This window comes from Natrinema sp. SYSU A 869 (assembly GCF_019879105.1).
GTDB lineage: Archaea > Halobacteriota > Halobacteria > Halobacteriales > Natrialbaceae > Natrinema.
The window spans coordinates 3,706,022-3,729,489 of record NZ_CP082249.1 but is presented as its reverse complement, the minus strand read 5'-3'; the positions used below and the strand labels follow the sequence as shown (position 1 = coordinate 3,729,489).

Below are 23,468 nucleotides of genomic sequence, written 5' to 3'. Positions count from 1 at the left end.
ACTGCATGGTGTTCGATCCCGAGCGCTTCGAGACGTTTACCTGTCGGCCGCCCCCACGTCCCGGCAATGACGCTGTATTCGCGGGTTCGCCCCCTCGCGTTCACACTGCCGGCCGAGACGGCACACGATCTCGGTAAACGGACGCTCCGGGCGGCTCAGTCGACGTGGCCGACGCGGACGGCACTGTCCTACGCCTACGGGTACGAAGATCCCGCCCTCGAGGTCGACCTGTTCGACACCACGTTTCCGAACCCGGTCGGTATCGCCGCCGGCTTCGACAAGAACGCCGAAGTAACTCACGCCCTCGAGGCGCTGGGCTTTGGCTTCGTCGAGATTGGAACCGTCACGCCCTATCCGCAGGCGGGCAACGACCGCCCTCGACTCTTCCGGCTGCGCGAGGACGAGGCAATGGTCAACCGAATGGGATTCAATGGCCAGGGGATGGAACGCGTCAAATCGCGGCTCGCAGACGACGGGACTCCCGATTTCCCGCTCGGCGTAAACATCGGCAAGATGAACTCCTCGACCGAACGAGAGGCAATCGAGGACTACCGCCGCGTCTTCGATCGGCTCTCACCGTTTGCCGACTACGTCGTCGTGAACGTCTCCTGTCCAAATACGCCCGATGAGTTCGACGAGGGGTCGTCCGAACACCTCCGCGCGATCTTCGAGATGCTCGAGGTGGAAAACGACCGGAACGTGCCGATCCTGGTGAAGATCGGTCCCGACGAGCCCGAGGTATCCGTGTTCGATCTCGTGGACATCGTTCAGGAGTTCGACCTCGACGGGATCGTCGCGACGAACACCTCGACGAGCCGCGAGGGCCTCGCGTCTCCCAATCAAGAGGAATGGGGCGGGCTCAGCGGGAAGCCCCTCGCGGATCGCTCGACGGCCGTCATCCGATCGCTCGCGGAATATACGGACGGCGAGCTTCCGATCATCGGCGTCGGCGGCGTCGACTCGGCCGAAAACGCCTACGCGAAGATCCGTGCCGGTGCCTCACTCGTCCAGTTGTACACCGGGTTCGTCTACGAGGGGCCGTCGACCGCGACACAGATTAATCGGGGACTGGCGGCGCTGCTCGAGCGCGACGGGTTTTCGTCGGTCGAGGACGCGGTTGGTGCGGACCTCGAGTAACTGGGTTTCAGCCGCAGCGGTGACGCGAGTGGCGATTCTCGTTCTCAATCGAAGTAGAACCGCTCGACGGAGCGGGTCGCATACAATGCTGAAAGGAGTCCGACGACGACTGCGAACGCACACGACGCCACCGTTCCGGCGATACGAATGGTTCCCTGTGAGGGGTTGACCGCCGACGCGATCGCGCCGGCGATAAACGAGCTATGGCCGACGACCGTCGGCGCGGCAATGAGGAAGAGAACCAGCGAGTAGACCGCAAACGCCACCGTACTTGGGACGATAGCCTTGGTGCTCCTGGAGACGCTGACCGCCTCGAACCGGGGAAATATCGCGCCGATTCCGGTCGCGATCGGTCCGGCGGACGCGGCGAGTACAAGCGCGCTCACCGCGAGCGTGGCGACTGCGCCCGCCGAGTGGGAACTCGCCAGTCCGAGGCCGACGGTCGCCGCGACGGCTATCGGACCGACAAGGAGCGCCCCGGCCGCGATGTGTCCGCCAACGAGCGCGCGGCCGGGTGACGCGCCGAGGAGCGTCGCCGGGAGGACAGCCCCCTCGTTCCCAACGACGTTGAGCGCGAACAGCGCGCCGGCGATCCACGGTCCGAAGAGCGCGATCCAGAGCGGAAGCCCTCGGCCGATCGTCCCGGTCTGGACGGCAGTCGAAACCGGACTGATCAACAGGAAGAGCGGATAGATCGCGAACGTCAGCGTGATCGGTGCCCGCCGTGCCCGCTTCCAGTCCGCCGCGACGACGCCGAGGACCGGCTGCGGAAGGACCGCCGAGAGACGATTCGCTCCTGCGGACGAGGACGCGGGCTCGGCTTTGTGTTCGATGTGAACCCCGTCGGCGTACCAGACGCCAGCCGCGAGCCTGGGAAGGACCGCGGCGCTCACAAGGAGGAACGCAGTACTCACAAGAACCGTGCCGACACCCCGGACGAGGGACGCCTCGGACATCGACCCGACGAGCGCGAGGTCGCCGTACCAGCCGATCGGCGTCGGCTCGAGAACCCGATACAGCGGCTCGAGGACGGAGGCGAACGATTGTGTGAAGAGCACGCCGAAGTAGGCGAGGCCGAGAAGTGCGAACAGGACCGACCGGAGCCGCGTGAGCAGTTTCGAGCGGACGCCGGCGTTCCTGACAAGCAACGCGACGATGAATCCCGTCGCGAGCGCCGTCGTCAGCGTGGTGCAGACGGTGAGAAAGAGGAACGGTGCCGACAGAACCGACCCGGTCCCCGCGGCGAACGCGAGCGATCCGAAGACACCGAACGCGACAGCGGGGACGCCCCACATGGTGACCTCCGCAAACAGGAGGCCGGCCAGCAGTTCGCGGTGGGAAACGGTCGTCAGATAGCCGTCGAGCCGGTCCGGACGGAGCGCCGCCGCGTATGTTCGATAGCCCCCGAAGACGGCGACGAACAGCCATCCGTAGACGAAGCCCATTCGAGCCAGCGTCACCGGTGTTTCGATGTCTCCGGACGCGATCCCCGCACCGAATAGGTAGACACCGACCACCGCCACGGGCGCAACGGGAACGAGAAACAGCGCCGAGATAGCGATCGCAATCATCTGGGCCGTGTTCTCCTTCAGCACCCGCCAGCGCCGACTGAGTTCGAGGCGGCCGATCGTGATGACGTGGTCCCGTGCGATCATCGCTGCTGCACCGCCGGACCGTGATCGGTCGTGACTGCGAGGAACACGTCCTCGAGCGTCGAATCGGTCTCGCTTTCGATCTGTCGGGTCAGCGTCTCGGGTGAGCCCTCGGCGACGATTCGGCCGTCAGCGAGGACGCCGACGACGTCCGCGAGTTCCTCGACGACGGAGAGGATGTGCGTCGAGAGAAAGATCGTGTGGCCCTCATCGGCCATCTCCGCGATGGCGTCCATGACCGTCCGGGCGGCCCGCGGGTCGAGTCCGCTCGTTGGTTCGTCGAGAAAGCAGACGTCGGGTTCGTGCAACAGCGCCTGAACGAGTCCGATCTTCTGGCGCATCCCCTTCGAGTACTCCTCGATCCGTTTGTTGGCGTCGCCGGTCAGGTCGAAGCGCTCGAGCCAGGCGTCGATCCGTCGGTCCGCCTCCGAGGCGGGGATGTCACGGAGGCGCGCGAAGTAGGTGAGCTGTTCTCGGCCGGTCAGTTCGTCGAAGACCGGTGGCTCTTCGGGGAGGTAGCCGATCGAGTCGCGGACGGCGTCGCGGTCGGTCACGGGCGCACCGACGATCCGCGCTTCGCCTGCTGACGGCCGAATAAGCGTCGTCAGCATGCGCATCGTGGTCGTCTTTCCTGCCCCGTTCGGGCCGAGAAATCCGTAGACCGTTCCGTGGTCAACGGCGAGGTCAACGCTGTCGACGGCGACCGTGTTCCCGAATCGTTTCCGCAGACCGGTCGCGTCGATCGCAAACTGAGCAGCAGACATCGGATGTATTGGTTATATTTATAATTGTACTGTATTTAAGTTTTGACTACCGAGAGACGTATTTGTACAGGAGAACGCGATCGTCGGCTTGGTACCGACGGACTCGAGAGAATGGGTTTCATCGGGGACCGTCACGATTTGGGAGGGCCCGATCAGACGGGCTCCGGATCGTCGATCGCGTCGTCGAGCCCGTGGTGTTCCGCGGGACCGACGACCTCGTCGCTTCGCTCCTCACGGATTTCTCGTGTACGGGAGTCTTCCTGCTGTGATTCGACGACTGGTTCGGTGTCACCGTCGGTGACGGAGAGGAACACCGACCTGAGCTGCTCGGTCTTGTCCGTCTCAGTCGTCTCGTCCGGTTCGTCTCGCTCGTTCGGTTCGGATGCTGCATCAGTCATGGCGAGCGGTCCTCACCGAGAGCAGACGGATGGCATCCGAATATAAACCAACCGCGACTTTCACGAACTGAAAACCATCGAAGCAACGGTGAGAGAAGCGATTTGTGACAGGAAACGACGTCTGTCCCCGCGATCAGATTGCTGCCAGTCGCGTGAACCCGGACGGGCACTCATACGGACTACTGTAACGATTTACCGGTGCAACCCCAGAGCGGACGGGGTTGCGCCGGCAATGACTTACAGTAGACCGTATCAGTCGACGTCGACGCGCGTTCCGTGTCCCGACTCGCCGACGACTGTCCCATCCTCAGCCACGACCTCGCCGCGGACGACCGTTGCGACCGCTTTCCCGGTAAATGACTCGCCCTCGAACGGCGTCACGCAGTTCTTCGAATGCAGTTCCGTTCGGTCCTCAAGCGTCCACTCCCGGTCGGGGTTGACGATCGTGAAGTCGGCGTCGGTGCCGACCTGCAGCGACCCCTTCTGCGGGTACATTCCCCAGACTTGGGCCGGCCGCGCCGAGTGGCGGCGGACCCACTCCTCGAGCGTGAAGCGGCCCTGATCGACGAAGCTGAGCATGGCTGGGACCTCGGTCTCGAGGCCAACGAACCCTGAAATCGCGTCCCAGGTGTTGCCGAAGGGGTCGTCTACCATCTTCTCCGCGGGCGTATGGGGGGCGTGATCGGTGGCGATACAGTCGATCGCGCCGTCGTCGATGCCGGTCTCCCAGAGTCGCTCGTGTTCCTCGGCGTTCCGAATCGGTGGCTGGACGCGCGCGACGTTGCCCTTCTCGCGCATGACGTCCTCGGTGAACCAGAGGTAGTGAGGCGTCGTCTCGGCGGTGACATCGACGCCGCGAGATTTGCCGCGGGCGACGGCGTCGGCAGCCGAGCCGGAGGAGACGTGGAACATATGGATCTTTGCGCCCGTCTCCTCGGCGAACGTGATCATCCGCTCGACGGCCTCCTGCTCGGCGATCACGGGCCGTGAGTGGGAGTGATCGATGGGTTCGTTTCTCCCCTCGGCTTTGAACTGCTCCGTGTAGTAGTCGATGATCTCGCCGTTCTCCTCGTGGAATCCCAGGCGTTTGCCCGTCTCGCCGATCCGCTCCATTGCCTCGAGAATCTCGCCGTCGTTCGGCGGCGGCACGTCGCCGACCGTTGACCCGAGGAAGATCTTGTAGCCGAGCGCGCCGGTCTCATCGATCTCGGGAATCAGGTCGAGGTTTTCCGAGGTGACGACCGCGTAGCTCTGGAAATCGACGTGGGCCGACGCCTCTCCCCGTTCGAACTTGAGCTCGAGGTGCTCGGGGCTGTCGATAACTGGATCCGTGTTGGGCATCCCGACGACGGTCGTCACGCCGCCGACGGCGGCCGCTCGCGTCGCGGACTCCCAGTCTTCCTTGTACTCGAGGCCGGGTTCACGATTGTGGATGTGACAGTCGACGATGCCGGGGACGAGCACGTTCCCCTCGGCGTCGAAGACGCGGTCCGCCTCGGGAAGCCGGTCGCTCCGGCCGACGGCGACGATGGTTCCGTCCTCGACGGCGACGCCCGCGTCGGGCGTCCGCCCCGCGGGCGTGACGACGGTACAGTTGCGCACGACGAGATCCACGGTCATTGCCGTGGCATTGCCGAGGACGGCGCATATAGCTTCCCCAACTGGCTCGTCTCCGCGCTGATTTGAATGGGTCTGAAACAACGACTATAGTCGCCGACGAATACGCCTCCCCGTCCAACCGTCATCGGTGGCGCGCGCTGTCCGCGAGACACGACTAGTGCGAGACCGCTGGTCTCGCAGACCATTCGCCCGACAACACTGCGCGAAGACGCCGGGAGCGTCTCGGAAGCGAACGGGTAGCGAGGCGCGAACACTGAAAGCACCTCGGAAAGCGAACGGTGACCAACGGGAACCGTGAGCAGCGAGCGAGTCGGCTGGAGAGGATGAGGTAATCCCGTGTTGCCACGGTAGCAGAACGCTCGCAGTTGCTCCCGTCTTCGACGAGACTGGATCAGTAGTTCACACGTACATCGACTAATCCTCTCAAGCAATCCGCCTCGCAAATTCGGACTTCCGTATCACCACTCACTCGAGGTCGCAGTTATATGGTCTCGTGACTACCCTCACGGGAATACGACACGGATCCGGAGACCACGCAATGACGAGAAATCGATGCTCGAGCCCCGCTTGCGGACCGGCCGCCCGAGAACACTGTCGACGGCGATGGTGGTGCGGTGGTGATTCCGATGACAGCGCTGACCGACCGGTTGGCCGCCGAGGGCTCGAGCGCGAGCCCTCAGTTAGTCCTCACGCAGATCTGCGAGCAGGCCGGGCGGAACCGAACAACCGCAGGGACTGACAGATCCGGTATGCGGGCCGGTGGCGACGGAGACCAGGACCGGGTCGCCACAGCGCGGGCAGTCAGGGAGTGAGGACGATTCGTCGCCATTACTCTCTTCATGGTCACTACTCATCGCAATCACTACTTGTCGTCCGTGTCGGACTCGAGTTCGGACTCGTGACTGGTCGTGTCGGGCGATTCCGCCGTCGTGCGGGACGTTTATATCCCGCTAGAATGTACGCAATCATGGCTTGCAAACGGGTCGTGTTTGGAAGCCAAGTCTCGGGTGTCCCTAGCACCCGGGACGTTTGCGAAACGTCCGTTCGAAAGACCGGCTTCCGTTCTATCCGTTGACCTGTTGAGCCTTATATCTACTGGAAGTCAGGTGAAACCAGTCAGCCGAGTCAGTGTTCAGGTGGTCCTGATACGCAGTTCTGACTGACACCAAGGCGCGATAGTCGCGACGTTCCGCGATCGCCGTCATGACGATCAAAAACGCGAGCAACATGGCGGCTATCGGGCTAATCCAATGGTAGGCGGGAATCATCGCCCATCCGTTCCCCTATAGAATCACCGTCCGCGGATACCGGTCGGCCGGAACGAGATACGTGACGACCAGCGTCGTCATCGCCGCCCCGAACGCGAAATGGCCGATCGCGATCGACATCTATCGTCCCTGTCGAGCGGCGTGACTGAGACACTGTCGCGATCGATGCCGACAATCGGGCCTGTAAGCGCTGCCTTCCGCTCGAGCGAGCACCTGATCAACGAGGGTACGAGTGTGATACTAAACAGCGAGGAACTGGTCGTGTCCAGAAATGGACTCGCCAGCGATACGCGACAGCACGATCCTCGTGACCGGCGGTGCGGGCTTTATCGGCAGCCATCTCGTCGAGGCCCTCGTCCCCCACAACGAGGTCAGAGTGCTCGACAACTTCACGACTGGTAACCGCGCCTATCTCCCCGACGACGTGACGATCATCGAGGGCGACGTTCGGGATCCGATCGCCCTCCAGAAGGCGGCCCGCGGCGTCGACATGATCCACCACCACGCCGCACTCGTCAGCGTCACCCAGAGTGTCGACGACCCCCGCCAGAGCAATCGGACGAACCTTGAGGCGGGGCTACTGGTCCTCGAGCAGGCTCGCCAGGAGGACGCGCGGGTCGTCGTCGCCTCGAGTGCGGCCGTCTACGGCCATCCCGAAGAGCTGCCAGTGCCGGAGACAGCACCGACGAAGCCGACATCGCCCTACGGCGTCCAGAAGCTCGCGCTCGATCAGTACGCCCGCCTCTACGAGGAACTGTACGGGCTCGAGACCGTCGCGCTGCGCTATTTCAACGTCTACGGGCCGCGCCAGCGAGGGCCCTACAGCGGCGTCATCTCGACGTTCCTCGAGCAGGCGCGAGCGAACGAGCCAATCACGATCGAGGGCGATGGCCAGCAGAGCCGCGATTTCGTCCACGTCAGCGACGTCATCCGGGCGAACCTGCGGGCGGCGACGACCGACGCGGTCGGCGCAGCGTATAACATCGGCACGGGGCAGCGAACGACGATTCTGGACCTCGCCGAGACGGTCCGCGATGCCGTGGACTCCGCCTCGACGATCGTCCACCGCGATCCTCGCTCCGGCGACATCAGACACAGTGGCGCAGACACGTCGAAAGCGACCCGCGATCTCGGATTCGACGCCAACGTCGGCCTCGAGTCCGGAATCCGGTCGCTGGTCGGCGACAGTCGAACGGAACTGACAGAGACCGAGACCGACACTGCGCTCGAGCCGAACCGAGGCGGTGGGTCGTATAGCTGAGGCGACTCGACTGGGATGATTCGATCGTCGATCGAGTTCACTCGGCGTGTCGGACTGGCAAGATAGCGTGAAACCTGATACAGACGGCGTCGGACCAGCGATACGGTCGGTCGTGTTCGATCGAGAGAGAATCAGGCTAACGTTTTTTTACCAGCTAAATCTGGACTGAATCCGCGCTAACCGTCTCGAACGTCCGGTCGAGTTTATTCAGTCAGTCGATCAAAGGCCGCCTATACCATGACCAGCGAGTGTTTCACCAGTGTACCTTCGAGTCGCCCCCGACTACTCCCGCCACCCAAGGAGGTCGCTACTCCAGACCGGCCTCCGAGGGACGATCCGTCGTTCGCGTTGAACTCACAGTTGTCGTGATTTACCCGTGAAACACTAACAGAATATGTGTTATAAAAAACAATTTGTAGACCGGTCACGACGGTACAGGACATGAATCACGCGACAACAAACCGTTCACAGCCATGAGCAGTCGACGACGGGGTTCCACTCTTCGCGACGCGTACGAGTCGTCGAGCGGTGGTGCGGTCGCGTCCACGGTCACCGCGGGTTCGTGGTCCGGGTTCCTCCCGGGATTCAGCCGGCCGCTCCAACTGGACGGGAGTGCGCATCTCGCGGCCTTCGCCGGAATGGTCGCGCTCGCAGTGCTCGGTGGGATACTCGTCGCTCGCAACCGATACGAGGAACCAGCCTCGCTCGCGAACGAACCGGAGCCGGCCCGGGAGAAGTTCGTGACCGACCGGGAGCGGGTTCGTCAGCTCCTCCGAGAGAACGGGGGGCGGATGAAGCAGTCGAACATCGTCGACTCGGTCGACTGGTCGAAGGCGAAGGTCAGCCGACTGCTCGCCGATCTCGAGGAAGACGGCCAGATTACGAAACTGCGGCTCGGGCGCGAGAACCTGGTCTGTCTGCCGGGTCATGAACCGACGGCGTCGAAGTCGCCCGAACAGGCGAACGACGATTAGTGTCGACGCATCTCCGTCCCGGATTGCTGTGATATCGAGATCGGAAAGCGGTGGTCCGCTCTTCTAGTAATCACTGACAGTCACTGCACACCAGATTGCATGACAGCTGTGCGATCAGCGTGTCACTCGCTTCAGTGGCTCCGATATTTCGGTCGGCGAGAGACGGATACCAGCGCCCGGTCGTTCCTATCAACAATCGTTGTTTTCCGTGACCGGGGACACCACTGCTGGGCCGTAGTACCCAATTTCTTAGCGTAATGGTTCTGCTGGTTTATCCGCCGAAGGCACGACGAGACGGATGCCTTCACGGCAACTATGAACGCACGCAATCAGTTACTCGTCGTACTTACCGCGCTGATGGTCGTCAGCTCTGGCGGGGCGATGGTGGCAGCCGCGACAGCCGGTGACACCGTCGAGCAGAGCGACAACGTTAGCGAGGACGAGTACGATGAAACAGACACCGAATCGGCGGACGAATCAGTAGCCGAGGGTGAGGACAGTACGGACACGGCGACTGAACTCCAGGACAACGAGTCAGACGGAGAGATCACGCCGGATAACGAATCCGACGGAGAGGTCGAGCCGGATAACGAATCCGACGGTCAACAGGCCGCGCACGTGACGTTTACCGACCAGACGGTCGAGAACGACACGGTCGTCGTCGAGAACGCCACGCTCGCGAGCGGTGGCTTCGTGACGATCCACGACAGTAGCCTCCTCGTAGGCAACGTCTTCGAGAGCGTCATCGGTACCTCGGCGTACCTCGAGGCGGGCACGCACGAAAACATCGAGATCACGCTCGACGAGCCGCTCGAGGAAGACGAGACCCTGATCGCGATGCCGCATCGTGACACGAACGACAACGAGACGTACGATTTCGTCGAGACCGAAGGACAGGCTGACGTGCCATACCTCACGGCCGATGATGAGCCAGTGACCGACGATGCGGAAGTCACCATCGATGGGGACGATGAAGACTCCGTTGAGGAAGAGACGGGAGACGAAGAGTCGGTCGATAACGAGACTGAGGAAGAACCGGTTGATGACAATGAGACTAGCGAGCTCCCTGTCGAAGAAGAGCCGGTCGATAACGAGACTGAGGAAGAACCGGTCGATAACGAGACCGACGAAGAACCGGTTGATGATAACGAGACTAGCGAGCTCCCTGTCGAAGAAGAGCCGGTCGATAACGAGACTGAGGAAGAACCGGTCGATAACGAGACTGAGGAAGAACCGGTCGATAATGAGACCGACGAAGAACCGGTTGACGAGGAGCCCGTTGCTGAAGATCCGATGGACCAGATACCCATCGACGCCGATGAGCGTCCGGTCTTCGTCATGGTGGAGGACCTCACTGTCGAAGATCTGAACGTCGAGAACGCGTCCATTTACGTTCTCGTCAGTGAAGATGTCGATACAGAAGAACTTCCGGACGAGATCGACAACATCACCGAGGAACCGATTACGGAAGAACCGGTCGACGATAACGAGACCGACGAAGAGACGTTCGACAACGAAACCGACGACACTGACGAAGAGACGTTCGACGACGATACCGACGACACTGACGAAGAGACGTTCGACAACGAAACTGACGACACTGACGAAGAGACGTTCGACAACGAAACTGACGACACTGACGAAGAGACGTTCGACAACGAAACCGACGACACTGACGAAGAGGAGTTCGACAACGAAACTGACGACACCGAGGAAGAAGTGACGGCCGGTTCCTTCAACGTCAGTGATCTCGAGGCTCCCGAAAGCGCCGCAGTCGGTGAGACCATCACCGTGACGGCGACGATCGAGAACCCGACCGACGAGGAACGCACCGAGACCGTCCAGTTCCGTCTCGATGGTGACCTCGTCGTCGAGCAGAACGTGACCCTTGAGGGCGACGAAAGTGATGACATCGGCTTCGAGGTCGACACGAGCAACCTCCAGGCCGGCTCGTACATCCACATGGTCCTGACCGACCAGTTCGGTGAAGTCGCGATACTCGAGCTGGTCGAGGAGACCGACACCGACACTGACGATATCGAGAACGAAACCGACGACGACACGGACGACGACCTCAACGACACTAACGAGACCGAGGAAGAAGTGACGGCCTAAGCGAGGAGCGACCCAACGGACAGCGCGTCTTTTCGCGCCGTCGCGGCCAACATGGCGGCGGTGCCCTTCGCCCGAACGGCAACCAGTGATCTATTTTGTCAGTGCCCCTCCGACTTCGAACGGGGAGCGGACCAACAGTTCTCAGGAGAGGACTTGCATCACAGTACTCGAGATGTTCGGCCGTCTGCAGGTCCAAGACGAGCCAGCGGTAGCAATTACGACAGGGCCTCAGCCGAGCAGTCGATAGAGACTGCTCGCGGCAACGGCGAGGAAGACGAGTACGCTCGAGAGCACGGGATCGATGCGCGAGACGACCGGGAGGCTGAGTCCGGCCAGCGCGATGATGGCGAGGCCGAGCACGCAGAGTCCGAGGTGGAGTTGCAAGACCTGTGAGTGATCGTCGGAATGACCGTCGACGTACCGGAGGACTTCCTCGAAGTGGTGGCCCGATTGAATGGTCTTCGCGTCGGAATCGTACTCGATGACGGCGTCTTCCTCGAGTTGGGGGAGATGCGTTTGCTGGAGAGAGACGTAGACGCTCTTATAGAGGTTGTTCGGGACGGGTGTCGTGTCGGATTCGGTGGCAGCGATCTCGCTTGCGACATCGGAGACGTCGATCTGTCCGCCCTCCTCTGCGAGTAGTTGGACGATAGCACGACGTCTGTCGTTGCCGAGGATGTGAAACACTTTGCTCTCCGCGAGCGGCTCAGTTCTGTCCGTTTGAACTGACATCGATCAGGGAGAAGGGACGAGAGTTTCGAGGGGCAATCCACCACCAGTGACCATGTATCCCCACTTCACTCACCACTAACTTTAACTTTTGCAGGTTACGTCGTTGGTCGGTTCGAACTGCGAGTGCGAGTAACTTGTCTCTCTCTCTAGGGAGCGGATACAGTCATCAGTGCTGGCTACCTACCTGCAGAGCTACTATTATCGCGCGTGAACAGGTACATCATCGGAACGTGACGAGGTGGGGGCGGATCAATACTTGCAGCTGATAGTACCGTGTCGGTGTCAACCAGAGGGAACAGGTGTTGCGATAGTTGGTCGGTGAAGAAATACTGGAACCCGTTCGGCGCAATGGTGGTACTCAGTCGCCAGGGAGATGACCGCCGGATTGCATCTCCCGATACGTCGTACAGGACGGACAGCCGTGCACGATATCGCCGTTATCACCGAAGACGCGAGCGAACTGCTGTGTTACGTGCGTGCCGCAGTTTCGACAGCGGGCACCAGCTGTCGACGATTCCATGGGCTTCCAGTCGTGTTGTGTGGAGTTCATGGGTTGTGGGGGTGTACTCGGACGAGCCGCGATCGATCATACCGCCGACCGAGGACGATCCGCTCTGCCTGTAGTCCCGGCCGCCAGTGCTGCCGCCGATCCGTCACGATACCCGTCCGGGCATCATCGAATCAAGGGGAGCAAATGCGAATAAAGGACGCAGACCGTTTACCCAGAGCGCTGGTTTGAAAACCGGGAAAGAGCTGCTTTACGGAGGATAGAGGGGCTGATACCGCGTAAAACAGCGTATCCCGGAATCGGTCGATGAGGGACCTCAATCCGAATTTAGTCGTGTTGGGCAGTATTTGGCACTCAAAAATGGAATTGATCCGTTCGATAGCTGGTCGAAAGCTGTTGTTTCCGGATCGAAATACGATCTTACGTCATGCAGCGAGATGGCTGGAAGGGATAAGGTACATCGTTATAAAATACCACTATCGCTTACCGATCTTCGTGTCGGAATGTAATGGTGGTTCGCCCGACAGTGGTGGCCCGACTGCCGCCCGTCTCGTATCGTCACCTCTCACGAAGAGCGAATGGATCCTGCCCGTCCTGGACGGGTGACCACGACTATGTCAACGCAAGCGAGTAACACGCGATCGGAGTCGACTGCCGACCAGACGGCCCAGCTCGACGTCCTCGGGGACGACTGTGCCCGGACGATCCTCATCGCGACGAGCGAGGGCCCGAAGACGGCAAAGGAATTGACTAAACGAACGGATAGCTCGTCGGCGACCGTCTACCGACGAATCAACAACCTCCTCGAGAGCGATCTCGTCGCGGAGTGCGTGCGGTTCGACGACGACGGCTCACATACGACCGCCTACGAGGCGACCGTCGATGTCCTCCGCATCCAAATCGACGCCGACGGAATCGATGTCGCGGTTTCGGATATCGAAGAGTAATCGTCTGCGACAGATCGAAGGAGAGTCATTCGGATCGTCTGGACGGATGCCGGATGATAGCGACTGAGCGCCGCTCGAGCGCGATAATTGCACGTTCGAAATCGCGTGATCGGTCGGAGAACAGTCAGTTTCCCTCGAGTAAGACCGTTTAAATACAATCGAGAGACCCTGTATGATACGGATAACAAATATCTACTCAGTAGAACGGTCAGTGTGATTGAGCAATGCACGATCTGACCGGCTTCCAGCGTGATCTGCTGTACGTGATCGCAGGCGCTGACCGACCGTCAGGCCAGACTGTTAAAGACGAAGTCGAGAAGTACTACAGTTCGGAGATCAATCACGGGCGGCTATATCCGAATCTGGACACGCTCGTCAACAAGGAGCTCGTCGAAAAGGGGCAACTTGACAGACGAACGAATTACTACGCGATCACAGAGTCCGGTCAACAGCGGATCGAAGAGCGCCGGGAGTGGGAGGCACAGTACGTCGACTTCTAGGTGCTCGAGCGGAGATCGGACGGCCACGTGTGGTCCGACATAGCACCCTGCTTCCCGTCTGACCGTGAACCGGGCAGCCAGCCGGCTTCTATCGGTAATACGGCCATAACAAAGAACCGAAGAGTAGTTCGATCCGACGAGAATGCCACTCGTATTGTCCGCATGTGGATCGAACGCCAACCAGCGAACGCTGGTGGATTATCGATGAGCCATGAAATGAGTACCTGGACCCGATTCGGAGTGGTTCGTCGCTACCCGTTCGACCTCGCGGCCGTTTCGGTCGGTGCAGTAGCCGCCTACCTGCTCGTGATATCGTTCGCAAGCGAGAATCCGCTGCGACTCTTCGTAACTGTTCCGCTCGCCCTGTTTCTCCCGGGCTATGCGCTCGTCTCGGTCCTCTTTCCGGCCGGCGAGCGGGACGCACGCGAGACAGCAGCGACGGCCGCCGAGCGCCGGCCTCGTGGGATCGACGGGATCGAACGCGCGGGCCTGGCGTTCGTCCTGTCGCTGGCGGTCGTTCCCCTGGTCGTCTTGCTATTGCCGCTCGGCGGAATCGGACTGACGACGACGTCAATTGCAGCAGCGCTCGGTTTTGTTACGGTTGCCATCGCACAGCTGGGCGTCGTTCGACGGCTCCAAGTCCCAGACGGCGAGCGCTTTACGGTCTCGCCTATCGCGAGTCTCGGCGGTCTCAGCGGTGACAATGCGATCGCAACGGCGTCGTCGGTACTGCTCGTTCTGGCCATCGGGACGGCGGTCAGCGCGTTACTTGTTGCGTTCCTGGTGCCCGCGTCAGCGGGCGGGTTCACCGAACTCGCGCTCTACAGCGAGGACGAGGACGGCGAAGTCGTCGCCGGCGAACTCCCGAGCGAAATCGAGTCAGGCGAGTCGATTCCGCTGACGATCGCCATCGAGAATCAGGAGGGAGCCGATCGAGACTATACGGTCGTCGTGCAGGAACAGACCCTTGAGGACGGTGCAGTCGTCGATCGAACGGAGTTACGACGGATCGACGCGACCGTCTCAGACGGCGCGACGGGAACCGGGGAGCGGACGATCACACCGACGGCGGAGTCGGGCGAAACGGTTCGAATCAGCGTATTGCTCTACGAGGACGAACCGCCGGCGACGCCGACGAACGAGAACGCCGCTGAGGAGACCCACTTCTGGGTATCGGTGACCGGGGAGTGACTCTCTTGTGGGACTGGCAACTGGAGCGTCCCGTCGCGGGTCGGCCTCGACTCGAGGCTGGGTTCGTCGCTCCGACGGGGAACGCCCCGGTGGGTTCGGTAGGGCGATAGTATGCAGTCGGCCGACGACCGCCAGCCCGTCTTGGCGAATCAACTGCCAGCCCCCGACGAATCAACTATGTATTCGAGAGCGACAGGAATCGCATGGAGGACAGGAGGGGACGGCGCTGGCGTATCGAAGGACGGGGGCCTGACTGATACCGTGTAGAGGGCGGCACGAACGGTGTTAGCGGCTCGCACGACCGAACGGGAGATCGATTCCCGGGCGACGTGAGACGTACTGTGTTGCCGAGAGAACGAGGATGACGACACAGATCACCAGTGCAACGACCGGCGCGGTGGCCGTCGTCAGCGGACCGATCGCGAGTGCCGAAAGCCCGAACGCGATGACGCCGACTGTCGCCACGGCCGCGTAGAACTGATGCCACGGCCGCTGATCATCAAGGTGCCGGTCGAGATACGGTTCGAATCGGTCCTCGCTCGGCAGGAGCTCGATCTCGTGACCGTCCGGATCCCAGTCGACAATCCCGTGATCTTCGAGCATCGGCAGGTGGGTCTGATACAGCGAGATGTAGACCCGCCGGCGCTGTGTCCGGGTCACGTCGTCGGGGTTGGTGTCGTTCTCCCAGGCGGCTACCTGCTGGACGAGCGGTGCGAGATCGCAGGAGCCGCCCTGTCGTTTCAGATACTGGACCGTTCGGCGCCTGCGCGCGTTGCTAAATACATCGAACAGTTTCGCTTGCGTGAGTTCGCTATCAGCCATGTGTGCCCTCCTCGGATCGGATCAGATCCCGTTCCCGTCTGACGGGTGTGGTCGGATTCCTCACAGCACACGATGCCAGACTGTACCACTTTACTATCACTCTGCTACCCGTCCGAAAGGGAATTGTACCAGTTAGCGGCCGTGACTGACGCCTAACTCGACGTTTCGCGGATCAAAGCTGGTGCGATTGGTCACTCGCGGGCGCAAGCGGGGGAGTTTCCGGCGAGCATCGGTTGTCCGTCTCGCTGATACTGTAGTTCGCGGCTACGGGACCTGCAGGCCGGGGATAACAAAGCTTCGTTACCGGCTGTTTGAGCACGATTGCCCACGCGGGTATCGATTAACACTATGAAACGAATACGCGACCAACCACGATCTCGAGTAGCGGTCCGAACGGACGCCACGATTCGTCGCGTTCACTCGAGCGAGAACTGGGACGACTCCCGTGCTGACGGAGGTGGCCAGCGATGAGCGAGGCAGTACGCGACATCGTTCACGGCGACTGCTGTACGATCGACGACGACGCGACGGTCGGCTACGGCGAGTTCGACGAGCCGACCAGAATCGGTGACGACGCGACGATCAGAGCTGGCTCGATCGTCTACGGCGACGTGACGATCGGCGACGAGTTCGCAACGGGCCACGACGTTCTGGTCCGCGAAGGGACGGCAATCGGCGACGACGTGCTCGTCGGGACCAAAACGGTTATCGACGGGCAGACGACGATCGGCTCGCACGTCAGCCTCCAGACGAACGTCTACGTCCCGACCGAGACGTCGATCGGCAGCAACGTCTTCGTTGGCCCGGGAGCCGTGCTGACCAACGACGAGTACCCCATCCGAACCGACGATGGTCTCGAGGGGCCGACGATCGAGGACGGCGCGTCGGTCGGCGCGAACGCGACGCTGTTGCCCGGCGTGACGATCGGCGAGAACGCCTTCGTCGCGGCTGGAGCCATCGTCACAGAGGACGTTCCGGCCGATAGTATGGCCGTCGGAACCCCAGCGACAGTTCAGGAGCTACCGGACCCGCTCGAGGGGGCGAACCAGCTCGCATGACTGACACCGAAACGAACCCCGAGTCCGACCGGAGTATCGAGGCCGCCACCAGCACCGGTACGGGGGCCGAGACGGCGGGCGCTGAGACCGAACTCGACCGCGACGACGCGTCGACGCCGGTTCCGATCGCCGATCCTGAGCTCAGTACCGACGCCATCGAGCACGTCGAGTCGGTTCTCGAGGACGGTCGGCTCGCCGATGGGCCGGAAGTGAGGGCCTTCGAAGAGGAATTTGCCGGCTACTGCGGGACGGATGAGGCGGTCGCAACCGCCAACGGGACGACCGCCCTCCACGCAGCGCTTGAGGCCATCGGGATCGAGGAGGGCGACGCGGTGATCACCTCGCCGTTTTCCTTCGTGGCGAGTGCGAACGCGATTCGACTGGCGGGGGGCAACCCCGTCTTCGCTGATATCGATCCCGAGACGTACACGCTGGACCCGGCCGACGTCGAACGTGTCCTCGGCGAGCGGGACGATATCGTCGGGATCCTCCCCGTTCACCTCTATGGTCTCCCAGCAGACATGCCGGCGCTGTGCGAGCTGGCGGACGAACATGACCTGTTCGTCGTCGAGGACGCCTGTCAGGCCCACGGGGCGAAGGTCGACGGCCGACGCGTCGGCGAGTTCGGCGACGCTGCGTGTTTCTCGTTTTACCCGACGAAGAACATGACCACCGGCGAGGGCGGAATGATCGTCACCGATCGCGACGATATCGCCACCCGCACGGCGAGCTACGTCAACCACGGCCGGGACGTGAGCGGGACCGGCGGCTACGAGCATGTCAATCTCGGCCATAACTACCGGATGACGAGCGTCGCGGCGGCGATCGGCCGCGTCCAACTCGAGCGGCTCTCGGAGTTCAACCGCGACAGGCGTGAAACCGCCGCCTACTACGACGATCGGCTCGCCGATCTGTCCCTCGAGACGCCGACGGAGCCGACGAACTCCCGGCACGTCTACCACCAGTATACGGTTCGGACCGACGAACGGGACGCCCTCGAGTCGACTCTCGCCGAGCGGGAGGTCGGGACCGGCATCTACTACGAGACGCCGATCCACCGCCAGCCGGCCTACGAGACGGTCAGCGCGGCCGCGGCGTCGCTGCCGCAGGCCGAACGAGCCGCCGACGAAGTCCTCTCCCTGCCCGTCCATCCCGGCCTGACCGAGCGCGACCGACGGACCGTCGTCGAAGCAGTGCGCGATCACTTTGCTACCCAATGAGTACGGACCACCGAGCGAACGCGACGACCGAGGAACCGATCCGGGCCGGCGTCATCGGCGTCGGCTCCATGGGCGAGAACCACGCACGCGTCTACGGTGAACTGCCGACCGTCGAACTCGCCGGCGTCACCGACCACGACGACGGGATCGCCGAGCGAGTCGCCGAGCGATACGAGACCGATCCGGTTGATCTCGAGACGCTGTGCGAGCGCTGTGACCTCGTGACGGTCGCCGTCCCGACCCACGCCCACTACGAGACGGTCTCGACCTGTCTCGAGGCGGGCGTCCACGTGCTGGTCGAGAAGCCGATTTCGAAGACCGTCGAGCAGGGCTACACGCTGGCCGAGCAGGCCCGCGAGGCAGGGCTTGTTTTGCAGGTCGGCCACATCGAGCGGTTCAACCCGGCGGTACAGACCGTCGAAGAGCTGATCGACGATCTCGACGTGATCAGCGTCGAGGCCGAGCGGCTCGGCCCGCCGATCGATCGGACGGCGCCGGGCAACGTCATCTTTGACCTAATGGTCCACGACGTCGACATCGTCGGCTCGCTGCTTGACGACCGACCCCACTCGGTCGCTGCGATGGGGGTCAACGACGGCCGGTACGCGACCGCGACGATCGAGTACGACGACGCGATCGCGACGGTGACGGCGAGCCGCGTCACCCAGAAGAAAGTGCGAAAGCTCACCGTCACCGCTCGAGAGTGTCTCGTCGAGGTCGACTACCTCGAGCAGTCGGTATTGATCCACCGCGATTCCTATCCCGAGTATCTCACAGACGATGGCCAGTCCCGATACCGCCACGAGAGCGTCGTCGAGCGGCCCCGTGTCGACAGCGGTGAACCGCTCCGCAACGAACTCGAGTCGTTCGTTGAGGCCGTTCGAACCGGGGCGGAGCCGGAAGTCACCGCCGAAGACGGGATCGCGGCCCTCGAGACGGTCCAGTTGATCGATCGGCTCGCAACGGGGCCGTCGGAGGAAACGGACGACGAACCGCCACAGGAGCGGGAGGTCGAGGTCTGATGGCGGAGCGTTCGATCGACACCGAGACGGCCGATGAAACCGGTGGCCCCGACGCTCGGGTGACTGGGGGCTCTACGGTTCGAGTCAGTCCATGGATCGACAGCGCGATCGGCTGACGAGCGGCGAGATACCGGTCGCGGTCTACGGGCTCGGCAAGATGGGGCTCCCGCTGGCGGCGGTGTACGCGGAGACGACGGGCAACGTGACCGGCGTCGACGTCGACCCCGCCGTCGTCGAGACGATTAGCGACGGCCAGAGCCACGTCGTCGGCGAGCCTGGCCTCGACGACCTCGTCGCCGACCAGGTCGACGCTGGCCGGCTCGAGGTGACGACCGACGGCGAGACGGCGGCCGAGGCGGCGCAAATTCACGTTGTCATCGTCCCGACGCTGCTGGACGACGAGAACGAGCCGGACTTGACCACCGTCGAGTCGGTCGCCGACGACATCGCGGCCGGGCTCGGCCCCGGCGACCTGGTGATCGCGGAGTCGACGCTCCCGCCGGGGACCTGTCGCGATGTCCTTCGACCCCACCTCACGAGCGAGAGCGGGCTCGCACCTGACGAGTTCGGGCTCGCGTTCTGTCCGGAACGCACGTCCTCGGGGACGGCGCTGCGGGACATTCGCGGCCAGTACCCGAAGGTCGTCGGCGGCGTCGACGCGGAGAGCACTCGCGCCGCGGCGGTCGTCTACGACGAGCTCTCGGAGAACGATGTCCACCCCGTCTCGGACGCGACGACCGCGGAGGCGGTCAAAGTGTTTGAGGGGATCTACCGCGACGTGAACATCAGCTTGGCGAACGAACTCGGCCGACTCGCGGACGAACTCGATATCTCCGTTCGCGAGGCGATCGATACGGCGAACGACCTGCCGATGTGCCAGCTGCACGACCCCGGTCCGGGCGTCGGCGGCCACTGCATCCCGTACTATCCGCACTTCCTGCTCGACCGGACCGAGGAGCCGATGGCCGTGACGGAGATGGCCCGCCGGGTCAACGACGAGATGTCTGCAGTCGTCGTCGACCGACTCGAGCGGGAACTCGAGCGAACGGGGGCCGACCTCGCGGACACCTCGGTCGTCGTCCTCGGGATCACGTATCGACCGGGCGTCGAGGAGACCCGTGCCTCGCCCGCGCTGGGGATCATCAACGGGCTCAGCGATCGCGGGGCGGACGTCGCCGGCGTCGATCCGCTCGTCGATCCGGCCGACTACGGCGCGCGACCGGTCGCGATAGACGATCTGGCCGAGGAGTCGTTCGACGCCGCCGTGATTGTCACGCCCCACGCGGCGTTCGACCGAATCGACTGGCCAGCACTCGAGCCGATGACGGTCGTCGACAGCCGAGACGCAGTCGACCTCTCGGAGACGGCCCATCGAGAGTACGACCTGGCGGGCTCGAGCGACGGACGGCCGCCGCGAGGAGCGCGCGACGGCGACGATACCGAACGCGGCGATTCGATGCCGGTGAACGCGACCGTAGACGGAGGAGACGATGTATAAGGGGGACCAGATCGGCGTCGTCGTGACGGCCTATGACGAGGCGTCGTTTGTCGGCCGCGTCATCGAGACGGTGCCCGACTTCGTCGATCGGATCTACGCCGTCGACGACCGCTCACCCGACGAGAGCTGGGCGGTCATTCAGCGGGTCGCCCGGCAAGTCAACGAAGCGGCAGACGGCGAGACCGCCCCGGAGATTGCGGTGGCCGACGGCGGCGACGACCGACGCGTTGTCCCGATCCGCCACACGGAGAACCGCGGCTACGGTGCGGCGGTCAAGACCGGCTACCGCCGCGCCGCCGAGGACGGGATGGATGTCGTCGCCGTGATGAACGGCGATGGGCAGATGGATCCGGCCATCCTCGATCGGATCATCGACCCGGTCGTCACGGGCGAGGTCGACTACGCTAAGGGCAACCGGCTGCTCCGCCCCGAGGACCGCGAGGACATGTCGACGTTTCGCTTCGTCGGGAACGCGATGCTCACCGGCCTCTCGAAGTTCGCCTCGGGCTACTGGTCGATCGGCGACCCACAGAACGGCTATACCGCCATCTCGCGAGAGGCGATCGAGGAACTCGATCTCGAGATGATCACCGACCAATACGGCTTCCTCAACCACCTGCTGACCGCCCTCAACGTGGCCGGGTTTCGGGTCGCGGACGTTCCCATGTCGGCCGTCTATGGCGAGGAGGAGAGCAGCATCGAGTACGTGTCGTTCGTTCGGTTCGTCTCGCTCCTCTTGCTCCGGAGTTTCTGCTGGCGGCTCGCGAACCGGTACGTGATCCGGTCGTTCAATCCGGCGATCGTCTACTACGGTGCCGGCACGGTGGGCCTGGCCGGTGGGCTGGCAGGGCTCGTCGGCTCGGCCGCTCGGACGGCTCGGGGCGAGGACGGCCTTACGGGGATGATCGCCGCGGTCATCGCTGCTCTACTCGGGCTCCTCTCGCTCGGCACCGCCATCCGGCTCGACGCCGAGGCGAACGAAGACCTCGAGCGCCCGTGTGCCGATCAGGCGAGAGCGGACCGGGATCAGGAGCGCGACGAGCGAGCGCCGGCACAAGGCGACTCGACGTAACCGCCCCTCGAAGACGTCGGACCCACACGAATCCGTCACGTCTTCGGGATGACGGGAAACGGACGATAGCACTTTTCGCTGGCAGAAAGGCGGCATAGCCACTCGAGAGCGGACGTTTAGCGCAGCTACTGGCACAGAAAGCAGTCCCGTTTGCAGTCGGTTCGATCGAGACGATAGCAACGGACCGAACTCGAAGAGTCAGTCGGGACTCTACTCGATCGAATACGTGACGATATCTTCGCCCTCACAGGCGGGACAGCGGGCCGTTTCGGCCGAGACGTTTGTCCCGCAGTCGCGGCACTCGTGGACGACCGTGACAGACGGGACGTTGTCGCCGCCCTCGCGGGGGGTTTCGGGGGAGTCGGTCGCGGACCCCGACTCGGAGAACAGATGACTGAGGAGTGTGGAGAGACTCATAGAACGGGCTAGTCGGCTCTTTTCCAGAGATGAATAAAAGTGTTTTGTGTGCGCCAATACAACATTATCGTTCGTGAAATATAGAGAAGGTGGGAACAGAGACTCGTTACATCGATCGCGAACGGGGCTGTAGGACTCGCTTCGTCGACCGATCGAGTCGCTCGAGTTCACCGCGAGACCGAGCGACATCGACGAGCAAGTCAGTGAGATTCACGAGGTCATCCGTATACTCCCGTCGCCGCGTTTGCCAGCGATCGTTCGCACCGTCGTCGGCGAGGATTTCGAGGGAGCGATCGTGAACCGCATCGTACTCGTCGAACTGTTCGGCCAGGCCAGCGCGCTCGAGTTCCCGGAACTCGCCGTACTCGTGGTCGTCGGTTCCGCGGTAGCGGAAGGCGGGCGTGCCGAGCAGCGCGGCCTCGTTGACCATCGTTCCTGTGTCGGCGACCAGCAGCGAGGCCTCGGCCATGGCGTCGTGAATCAGGGCTGGGTGGAGGTCGTAGGACCGGGCGGGGAGTTCCCGGAGGTCCATCTCGTCGCCCTCGTCGGAGACGAAAACCGTTGCTTCCTCGCTCAGGCGCTTGATCAGGTCCCGGCGCTGTTCGGGACGGAACCCCTCGAGATCGGCGTCGTGGAGCGCGTCGAGGGCGTTGAACCGGACGAGGACGTACGGTTCGTCCGGGTCGACGTCGAGGTACTCGCGGACGTCGTCGTTCGGTTCGAAGACGTCGGGGTGGAGATAGGCACATTCCTTGAACCCGTCGAAGGTGTAGTGAGCGTCGCCAAGATCGCGGCGCGTCACTTTCGGGGAGATAATACAGTCGGCGAACGGTCGCGACACGGTGTGATTGAAGTCTCCGGGTTCGTCGTCGAGGACGAGGACGACCGGCGTCCGCGTGAGCGTGCCGGCGTAGGCCGCGTAGGGCCCTCGGCCGAAAACGATGTCGGGATTGAACCGGACCGCTTCGGCCCCGATCGTCAGGAACTGGCCGCCCAGCTCACGGGCAAACCCCAGTTTCGAGTAGCCCTCCGTTTCGTGGTCGCCATATACCCGGTAGGGCATGTCGAAATAGTCGAGTAGGTCGGTCGTACAGGCGTACTCCCGGGTGAGCACGAGCACGTCGTGTCCCGCTCGCTCGAGGCGGTCGACGGCGTGTCGATACAGATGAACATGTGCGGGCGTATTGGCCAAGACGAGGATCCGCATCGATGCCAGCTACCCCGCGTCGGCCCTTTGTAATAGCATTGCTACGGGGGGATTCGCTCGGAAGCCTCCATATACGGCCCGTTCG

At 62.7% G+C, this 23,468-nt stretch carries 22 protein-coding genes; 13 read left to right on the top strand and 9 right to left on the bottom strand.

Annotated features, from left to right (window positions below):
* The first annotated feature begins 66 nt into the window (after window positions 1–66).
* Window positions 67–1,137: a quinone-dependent dihydroorotate dehydrogenase gene (locus K6I40_RS26635; RefSeq protein WP_222918401.1), complete on the top strand. Its 1,071-nt coding sequence runs from the start codon at window positions 67–69 to the stop codon at window positions 1,135–1,137.
* Window positions 1,138–1,181: 44 nt separating this feature from the next.
* Here the strand turns inward: K6I40_RS26635 and K6I40_RS26630 are convergent, their stop codons facing one another.
* From K6I40_RS26630 to allB, 4 genes are all read right to left on the bottom strand, one after another.
* Window positions 1,182–2,792 (bottom strand): hypothetical protein, encoded by a 1,611-nt coding sequence (locus K6I40_RS26630; RefSeq protein ID WP_222918400.1) that lies wholly within the window; start codon window positions 2,790–2,792, stop codon window positions 1,182–1,184.
* A complete protein-coding gene (locus tag K6I40_RS26625; protein WP_222918399.1) occupies window positions 2,789–3,553 on the bottom strand; it encodes an ABC transporter ATP-binding protein in 765 nt (254 codons plus the stop codon). Before K6I40_RS26625 ends, K6I40_RS26630 begins: the two co-directional genes overlap by 4 nt.
* A 152-nt stretch (window positions 3,554–3,705) precedes the next feature.
* Entirely contained in the window at window positions 3,706–3,951 is a 246-nt protein-coding gene (locus tag K6I40_RS26620; RefSeq protein WP_222918398.1) for a hypothetical protein, read from the bottom strand.
* A gap of 252 nt (window positions 3,952–4,203) precedes the next feature.
* Entirely contained in the window at window positions 4,204–5,571 is a 1,368-nt protein-coding gene (allB, locus tag K6I40_RS26615) for an allantoinase AllB (protein WP_222918397.1), read from the bottom strand.
* A gap of 626 nt (window positions 5,572–6,197) precedes the next feature.
* On the opposite strand from allB, the gene K6I40_RS26610 reads away from it, so the two are divergent.
* The 4 genes from K6I40_RS26610 (at window position 6,198) to K6I40_RS26590 (ending at window position 11,189) form a co-directional block, all read left to right on the top strand.
* On the top strand, window positions 6,198–6,383 hold the full coding sequence (locus K6I40_RS26610) for a hypothetical protein (RefSeq protein WP_222918396.1): 186 nt from the start codon (window positions 6,198–6,200) through the stop codon (window positions 6,381–6,383).
* Window positions 6,384–7,110: 727 nt separating this feature from the next.
* Window positions 7,111–8,100 (top strand): NAD-dependent epimerase/dehydratase family protein, encoded by a 990-nt coding sequence (locus K6I40_RS26600; RefSeq protein WP_222918395.1) that lies wholly within the window; start codon window positions 7,111–7,113, stop codon window positions 8,098–8,100.
* A gap of 473 nt (window positions 8,101–8,573) precedes the next feature.
* Complete coding sequence (locus K6I40_RS26595) at window positions 8,574–9,074, top strand: helix-turn-helix domain-containing protein (protein WP_222918394.1); 501 nt, start codon at window positions 8,574–8,576, stop codon at window positions 9,072–9,074.
* A 315-nt stretch (window positions 9,075–9,389) separates the two neighbouring features.
* A complete protein-coding gene (locus K6I40_RS26590; protein ID WP_222918393.1) occupies window positions 9,390–11,189 on the top strand; it encodes a hypothetical protein in 1,800 nt (599 codons plus the stop codon).
* A gap of 228 nt (window positions 11,190–11,417) precedes the next feature.
* On the opposite strand, the gene K6I40_RS26585 is transcribed toward K6I40_RS26590, so the two are convergent.
* Both K6I40_RS26585 and K6I40_RS26580 read right to left on the bottom strand, forming a co-directional pair.
* Complete coding sequence (locus K6I40_RS26585; RefSeq protein WP_222918392.1) at window positions 11,418–11,921, bottom strand: ArsR family transcriptional regulator; 504 nt, start codon at window positions 11,919–11,921, stop codon at window positions 11,418–11,420.
* A gap of 358 nt (window positions 11,922–12,279) precedes the next feature.
* Window positions 12,280–12,441: a hypothetical protein gene (locus tag K6I40_RS26580; protein WP_007109247.1), complete on the bottom strand. Its 162-nt coding sequence runs from the start codon at window positions 12,439–12,441 to the stop codon at window positions 12,280–12,282.
* A gap of 602 nt (window positions 12,442–13,043) precedes the next feature.
* On the opposite strand from K6I40_RS26580, the gene K6I40_RS26575 reads away from it, so the two are divergent.
* The 3 genes from K6I40_RS26575 to K6I40_RS26565 all read left to right on the top strand — a co-directional run bounded on the left by K6I40_RS26575 (window position 13,044) and on the right by K6I40_RS26565 (window position 15,067).
* On the top strand, window positions 13,044–13,376 hold the full coding sequence (locus tag K6I40_RS26575) for a winged helix-turn-helix domain-containing protein (protein ID WP_222918391.1): 333 nt from the start codon (window positions 13,044–13,046) through the stop codon (window positions 13,374–13,376).
* Between the two features lie 224 nt (window positions 13,377–13,600).
* Window positions 13,601–13,876, top strand: a complete 276-nt coding sequence (locus K6I40_RS26570; protein WP_222918390.1) for a PadR family transcriptional regulator — start codon at window positions 13,601–13,603, stop codon at window positions 13,874–13,876.
* Window positions 13,877–14,092: 216 nt separating this feature from the next.
* On the top strand, window positions 14,093–15,067 hold the full coding sequence (locus K6I40_RS26565) for a DUF1616 domain-containing protein (protein ID WP_345779419.1): 975 nt from the start codon (window positions 14,093–14,095) through the stop codon (window positions 15,065–15,067).
* A gap of 285 nt (window positions 15,068–15,352) precedes the next feature.
* On the opposite strand, the gene K6I40_RS26560 is transcribed toward K6I40_RS26565, so the two are convergent.
* Window positions 15,353–15,889: a hypothetical protein gene (locus tag K6I40_RS26560; protein ID WP_222918388.1), complete on the bottom strand. Its 537-nt coding sequence runs from the start codon at window positions 15,887–15,889 to the stop codon at window positions 15,353–15,355.
* A gap of 467 nt (window positions 15,890–16,356) precedes the next feature.
* Between K6I40_RS26560 and K6I40_RS26555 the strand changes: the two genes are divergently transcribed.
* The 5 genes from K6I40_RS26555 to K6I40_RS26535 all read left to right on the top strand — a co-directional run bounded on the left by K6I40_RS26555 (window position 16,357) and on the right by K6I40_RS26535 (window position 21,759).
* Window positions 16,357–16,947 (top strand): acyltransferase, encoded by a 591-nt coding sequence (locus K6I40_RS26555; RefSeq protein ID WP_222918387.1) that lies wholly within the window; start codon window positions 16,357–16,359, stop codon window positions 16,945–16,947.
* Complete coding sequence (locus tag K6I40_RS26550) at window positions 16,944–18,167, top strand: DegT/DnrJ/EryC1/StrS family aminotransferase (RefSeq protein WP_222918386.1); 1,224 nt, start codon at window positions 16,944–16,946, stop codon at window positions 18,165–18,167. The genes K6I40_RS26555 and K6I40_RS26550 overlap by 4 nt, the downstream gene beginning before the upstream one ends.
* On the top strand, window positions 18,164–19,189 hold the full coding sequence (locus K6I40_RS26545; protein ID WP_222918385.1) for a Gfo/Idh/MocA family oxidoreductase: 1,026 nt from the start codon (window positions 18,164–18,166) through the stop codon (window positions 19,187–19,189). Before K6I40_RS26550 ends, K6I40_RS26545 begins: the two co-directional genes overlap by 4 nt.
* A 91-nt stretch (window positions 19,190–19,280) precedes the next feature.
* Window positions 19,281–20,687, top strand: a complete 1,407-nt coding sequence (locus tag K6I40_RS26540) for a nucleotide sugar dehydrogenase (RefSeq protein ID WP_222918384.1) — start codon at window positions 19,281–19,283, stop codon at window positions 20,685–20,687.
* Window positions 20,680–21,759 carry a glycosyltransferase family 2 protein gene (locus tag K6I40_RS26535; protein WP_222918383.1) on the top strand — a complete coding sequence of 360 codons (1,080 nt, stop codon included), beginning with the start codon at window positions 20,680–20,682 and terminating at the stop codon, window positions 21,757–21,759. The genes K6I40_RS26540 and K6I40_RS26535 overlap by 8 nt, the downstream gene beginning before the upstream one ends.
* 210 nt (window positions 21,760–21,969) lie before the next feature.
* Here K6I40_RS26535 and K6I40_RS26530 read toward each other — a convergent pair whose 3' ends face one another.
* Together K6I40_RS26530 and K6I40_RS26525 are read right to left on the bottom strand one after the other, a co-directional pair.
* On the bottom strand, window positions 21,970–22,176 hold the full coding sequence (locus tag K6I40_RS26530) for a hypothetical protein (RefSeq protein WP_222918382.1): 207 nt from the start codon (window positions 22,174–22,176) through the stop codon (window positions 21,970–21,972).
* A gap of 106 nt (window positions 22,177–22,282) precedes the next feature.
* On the bottom strand, window positions 22,283–23,383 hold the full coding sequence (locus K6I40_RS26525; RefSeq protein WP_222918381.1) for a DUF354 domain-containing protein: 1,101 nt from the start codon (window positions 23,381–23,383) through the stop codon (window positions 22,283–22,285).
* Window positions 23,384–23,468: the final 85 nt, after the last annotated feature.

Excerpts from the sequence above, each read along its gene's own strand:
- K6I40_RS26630 (WP_222918400.1), bottom strand. The coding sequence starts at position 2,792 with ATGATCGCACGGGACCACGTCATCACGATCGGCCGCCTCGAACTCAGT.
- K6I40_RS26540 (WP_222918384.1), top strand. The coding sequence starts at position 19,281 with ATGGATCGACAGCGCGATCGGCTGACGAGCGGCGAGATACCGGTCGCG.
- K6I40_RS26545 (WP_222918385.1), top strand. The coding sequence starts at position 18,164 with ATGAGTACGGACCACCGAGCGAACGCGACGACCGAGGAACCGATCCGG.
- K6I40_RS26575 (WP_222918391.1), top strand. The coding sequence starts at position 13,044 with ATGTCAACGCAAGCGAGTAACACGCGATCGGAGTCGACTGCCGACCAG.
- K6I40_RS26600 (WP_222918395.1), top strand. The coding sequence starts at position 7,111 with ATGGACTCGCCAGCGATACGCGACAGCACGATCCTCGTGACCGGCGGT.
- K6I40_RS26595 (WP_222918394.1), top strand. The coding sequence starts at position 8,574 with ATGAGCAGTCGACGACGGGGTTCCACTCTTCGCGACGCGTACGAGTCG.
- K6I40_RS26570 (WP_222918390.1), top strand. The coding sequence starts at position 13,601 with ATGCACGATCTGACCGGCTTCCAGCGTGATCTGCTGTACGTGATCGCA.
- K6I40_RS26530 (WP_222918382.1), bottom strand. The coding sequence starts at position 22,176 with ATGAGTCTCTCCACACTCCTCAGTCATCTGTTCTCCGAGTCGGGGTCC.
- K6I40_RS26560 (WP_222918388.1), bottom strand. The coding sequence starts at position 15,889 with ATGGCTGATAGCGAACTCACGCAAGCGAAACTGTTCGATGTATTTAGC.
- K6I40_RS26610 (WP_222918396.1), top strand. The coding sequence starts at position 6,198 with ATGACAGCGCTGACCGACCGGTTGGCCGCCGAGGGCTCGAGCGCGAGC.
- K6I40_RS26550 (WP_222918386.1), top strand. The coding sequence starts at position 16,944 with ATGACTGACACCGAAACGAACCCCGAGTCCGACCGGAGTATCGAGGCC.
- K6I40_RS26625 (WP_222918399.1), bottom strand. The coding sequence starts at position 3,553 with ATGTCTGCTGCTCAGTTTGCGATCGACGCGACCGGTCTGCGGAAACGA.
- K6I40_RS26585 (WP_222918392.1), bottom strand. The coding sequence starts at position 11,921 with ATGTCAGTTCAAACGGACAGAACTGAGCCGCTCGCGGAGAGCAAAGTG.
- K6I40_RS26565 (WP_345779419.1), top strand. The coding sequence starts at position 14,093 with ATGAGTACCTGGACCCGATTCGGAGTGGTTCGTCGCTACCCGTTCGAC.
- allB (WP_222918397.1), bottom strand. The coding sequence starts at position 5,571 with ATGACCGTGGATCTCGTCGTGCGCAACTGTACCGTCGTCACGCCCGCG.
- K6I40_RS26620 (WP_222918398.1), bottom strand. The coding sequence starts at position 3,951 with ATGACTGATGCAGCATCCGAACCGAACGAGCGAGACGAACCGGACGAG.
- K6I40_RS26635 (WP_222918401.1), top strand. The coding sequence starts at position 67 with ATGACGCTGTATTCGCGGGTTCGCCCCCTCGCGTTCACACTGCCGGCC.
- K6I40_RS26580 (WP_007109247.1), bottom strand. The coding sequence starts at position 12,441 with ATGGAATCGTCGACAGCTGGTGCCCGCTGTCGAAACTGCGGCACGCAC.
- K6I40_RS26525 (WP_222918381.1), bottom strand. The coding sequence starts at position 23,383 with ATGCGGATCCTCGTCTTGGCCAATACGCCCGCACATGTTCATCTGTAT.
- K6I40_RS26555 (WP_222918387.1), top strand. The coding sequence starts at position 16,357 with ATGAGCGAGGCAGTACGCGACATCGTTCACGGCGACTGCTGTACGATC.
- K6I40_RS26590 (WP_222918393.1), top strand. The coding sequence starts at position 9,390 with ATGAACGCACGCAATCAGTTACTCGTCGTACTTACCGCGCTGATGGTC.
- K6I40_RS26535 (WP_222918383.1), top strand. The coding sequence starts at position 20,680 with ATGTATAAGGGGGACCAGATCGGCGTCGTCGTGACGGCCTATGACGAG.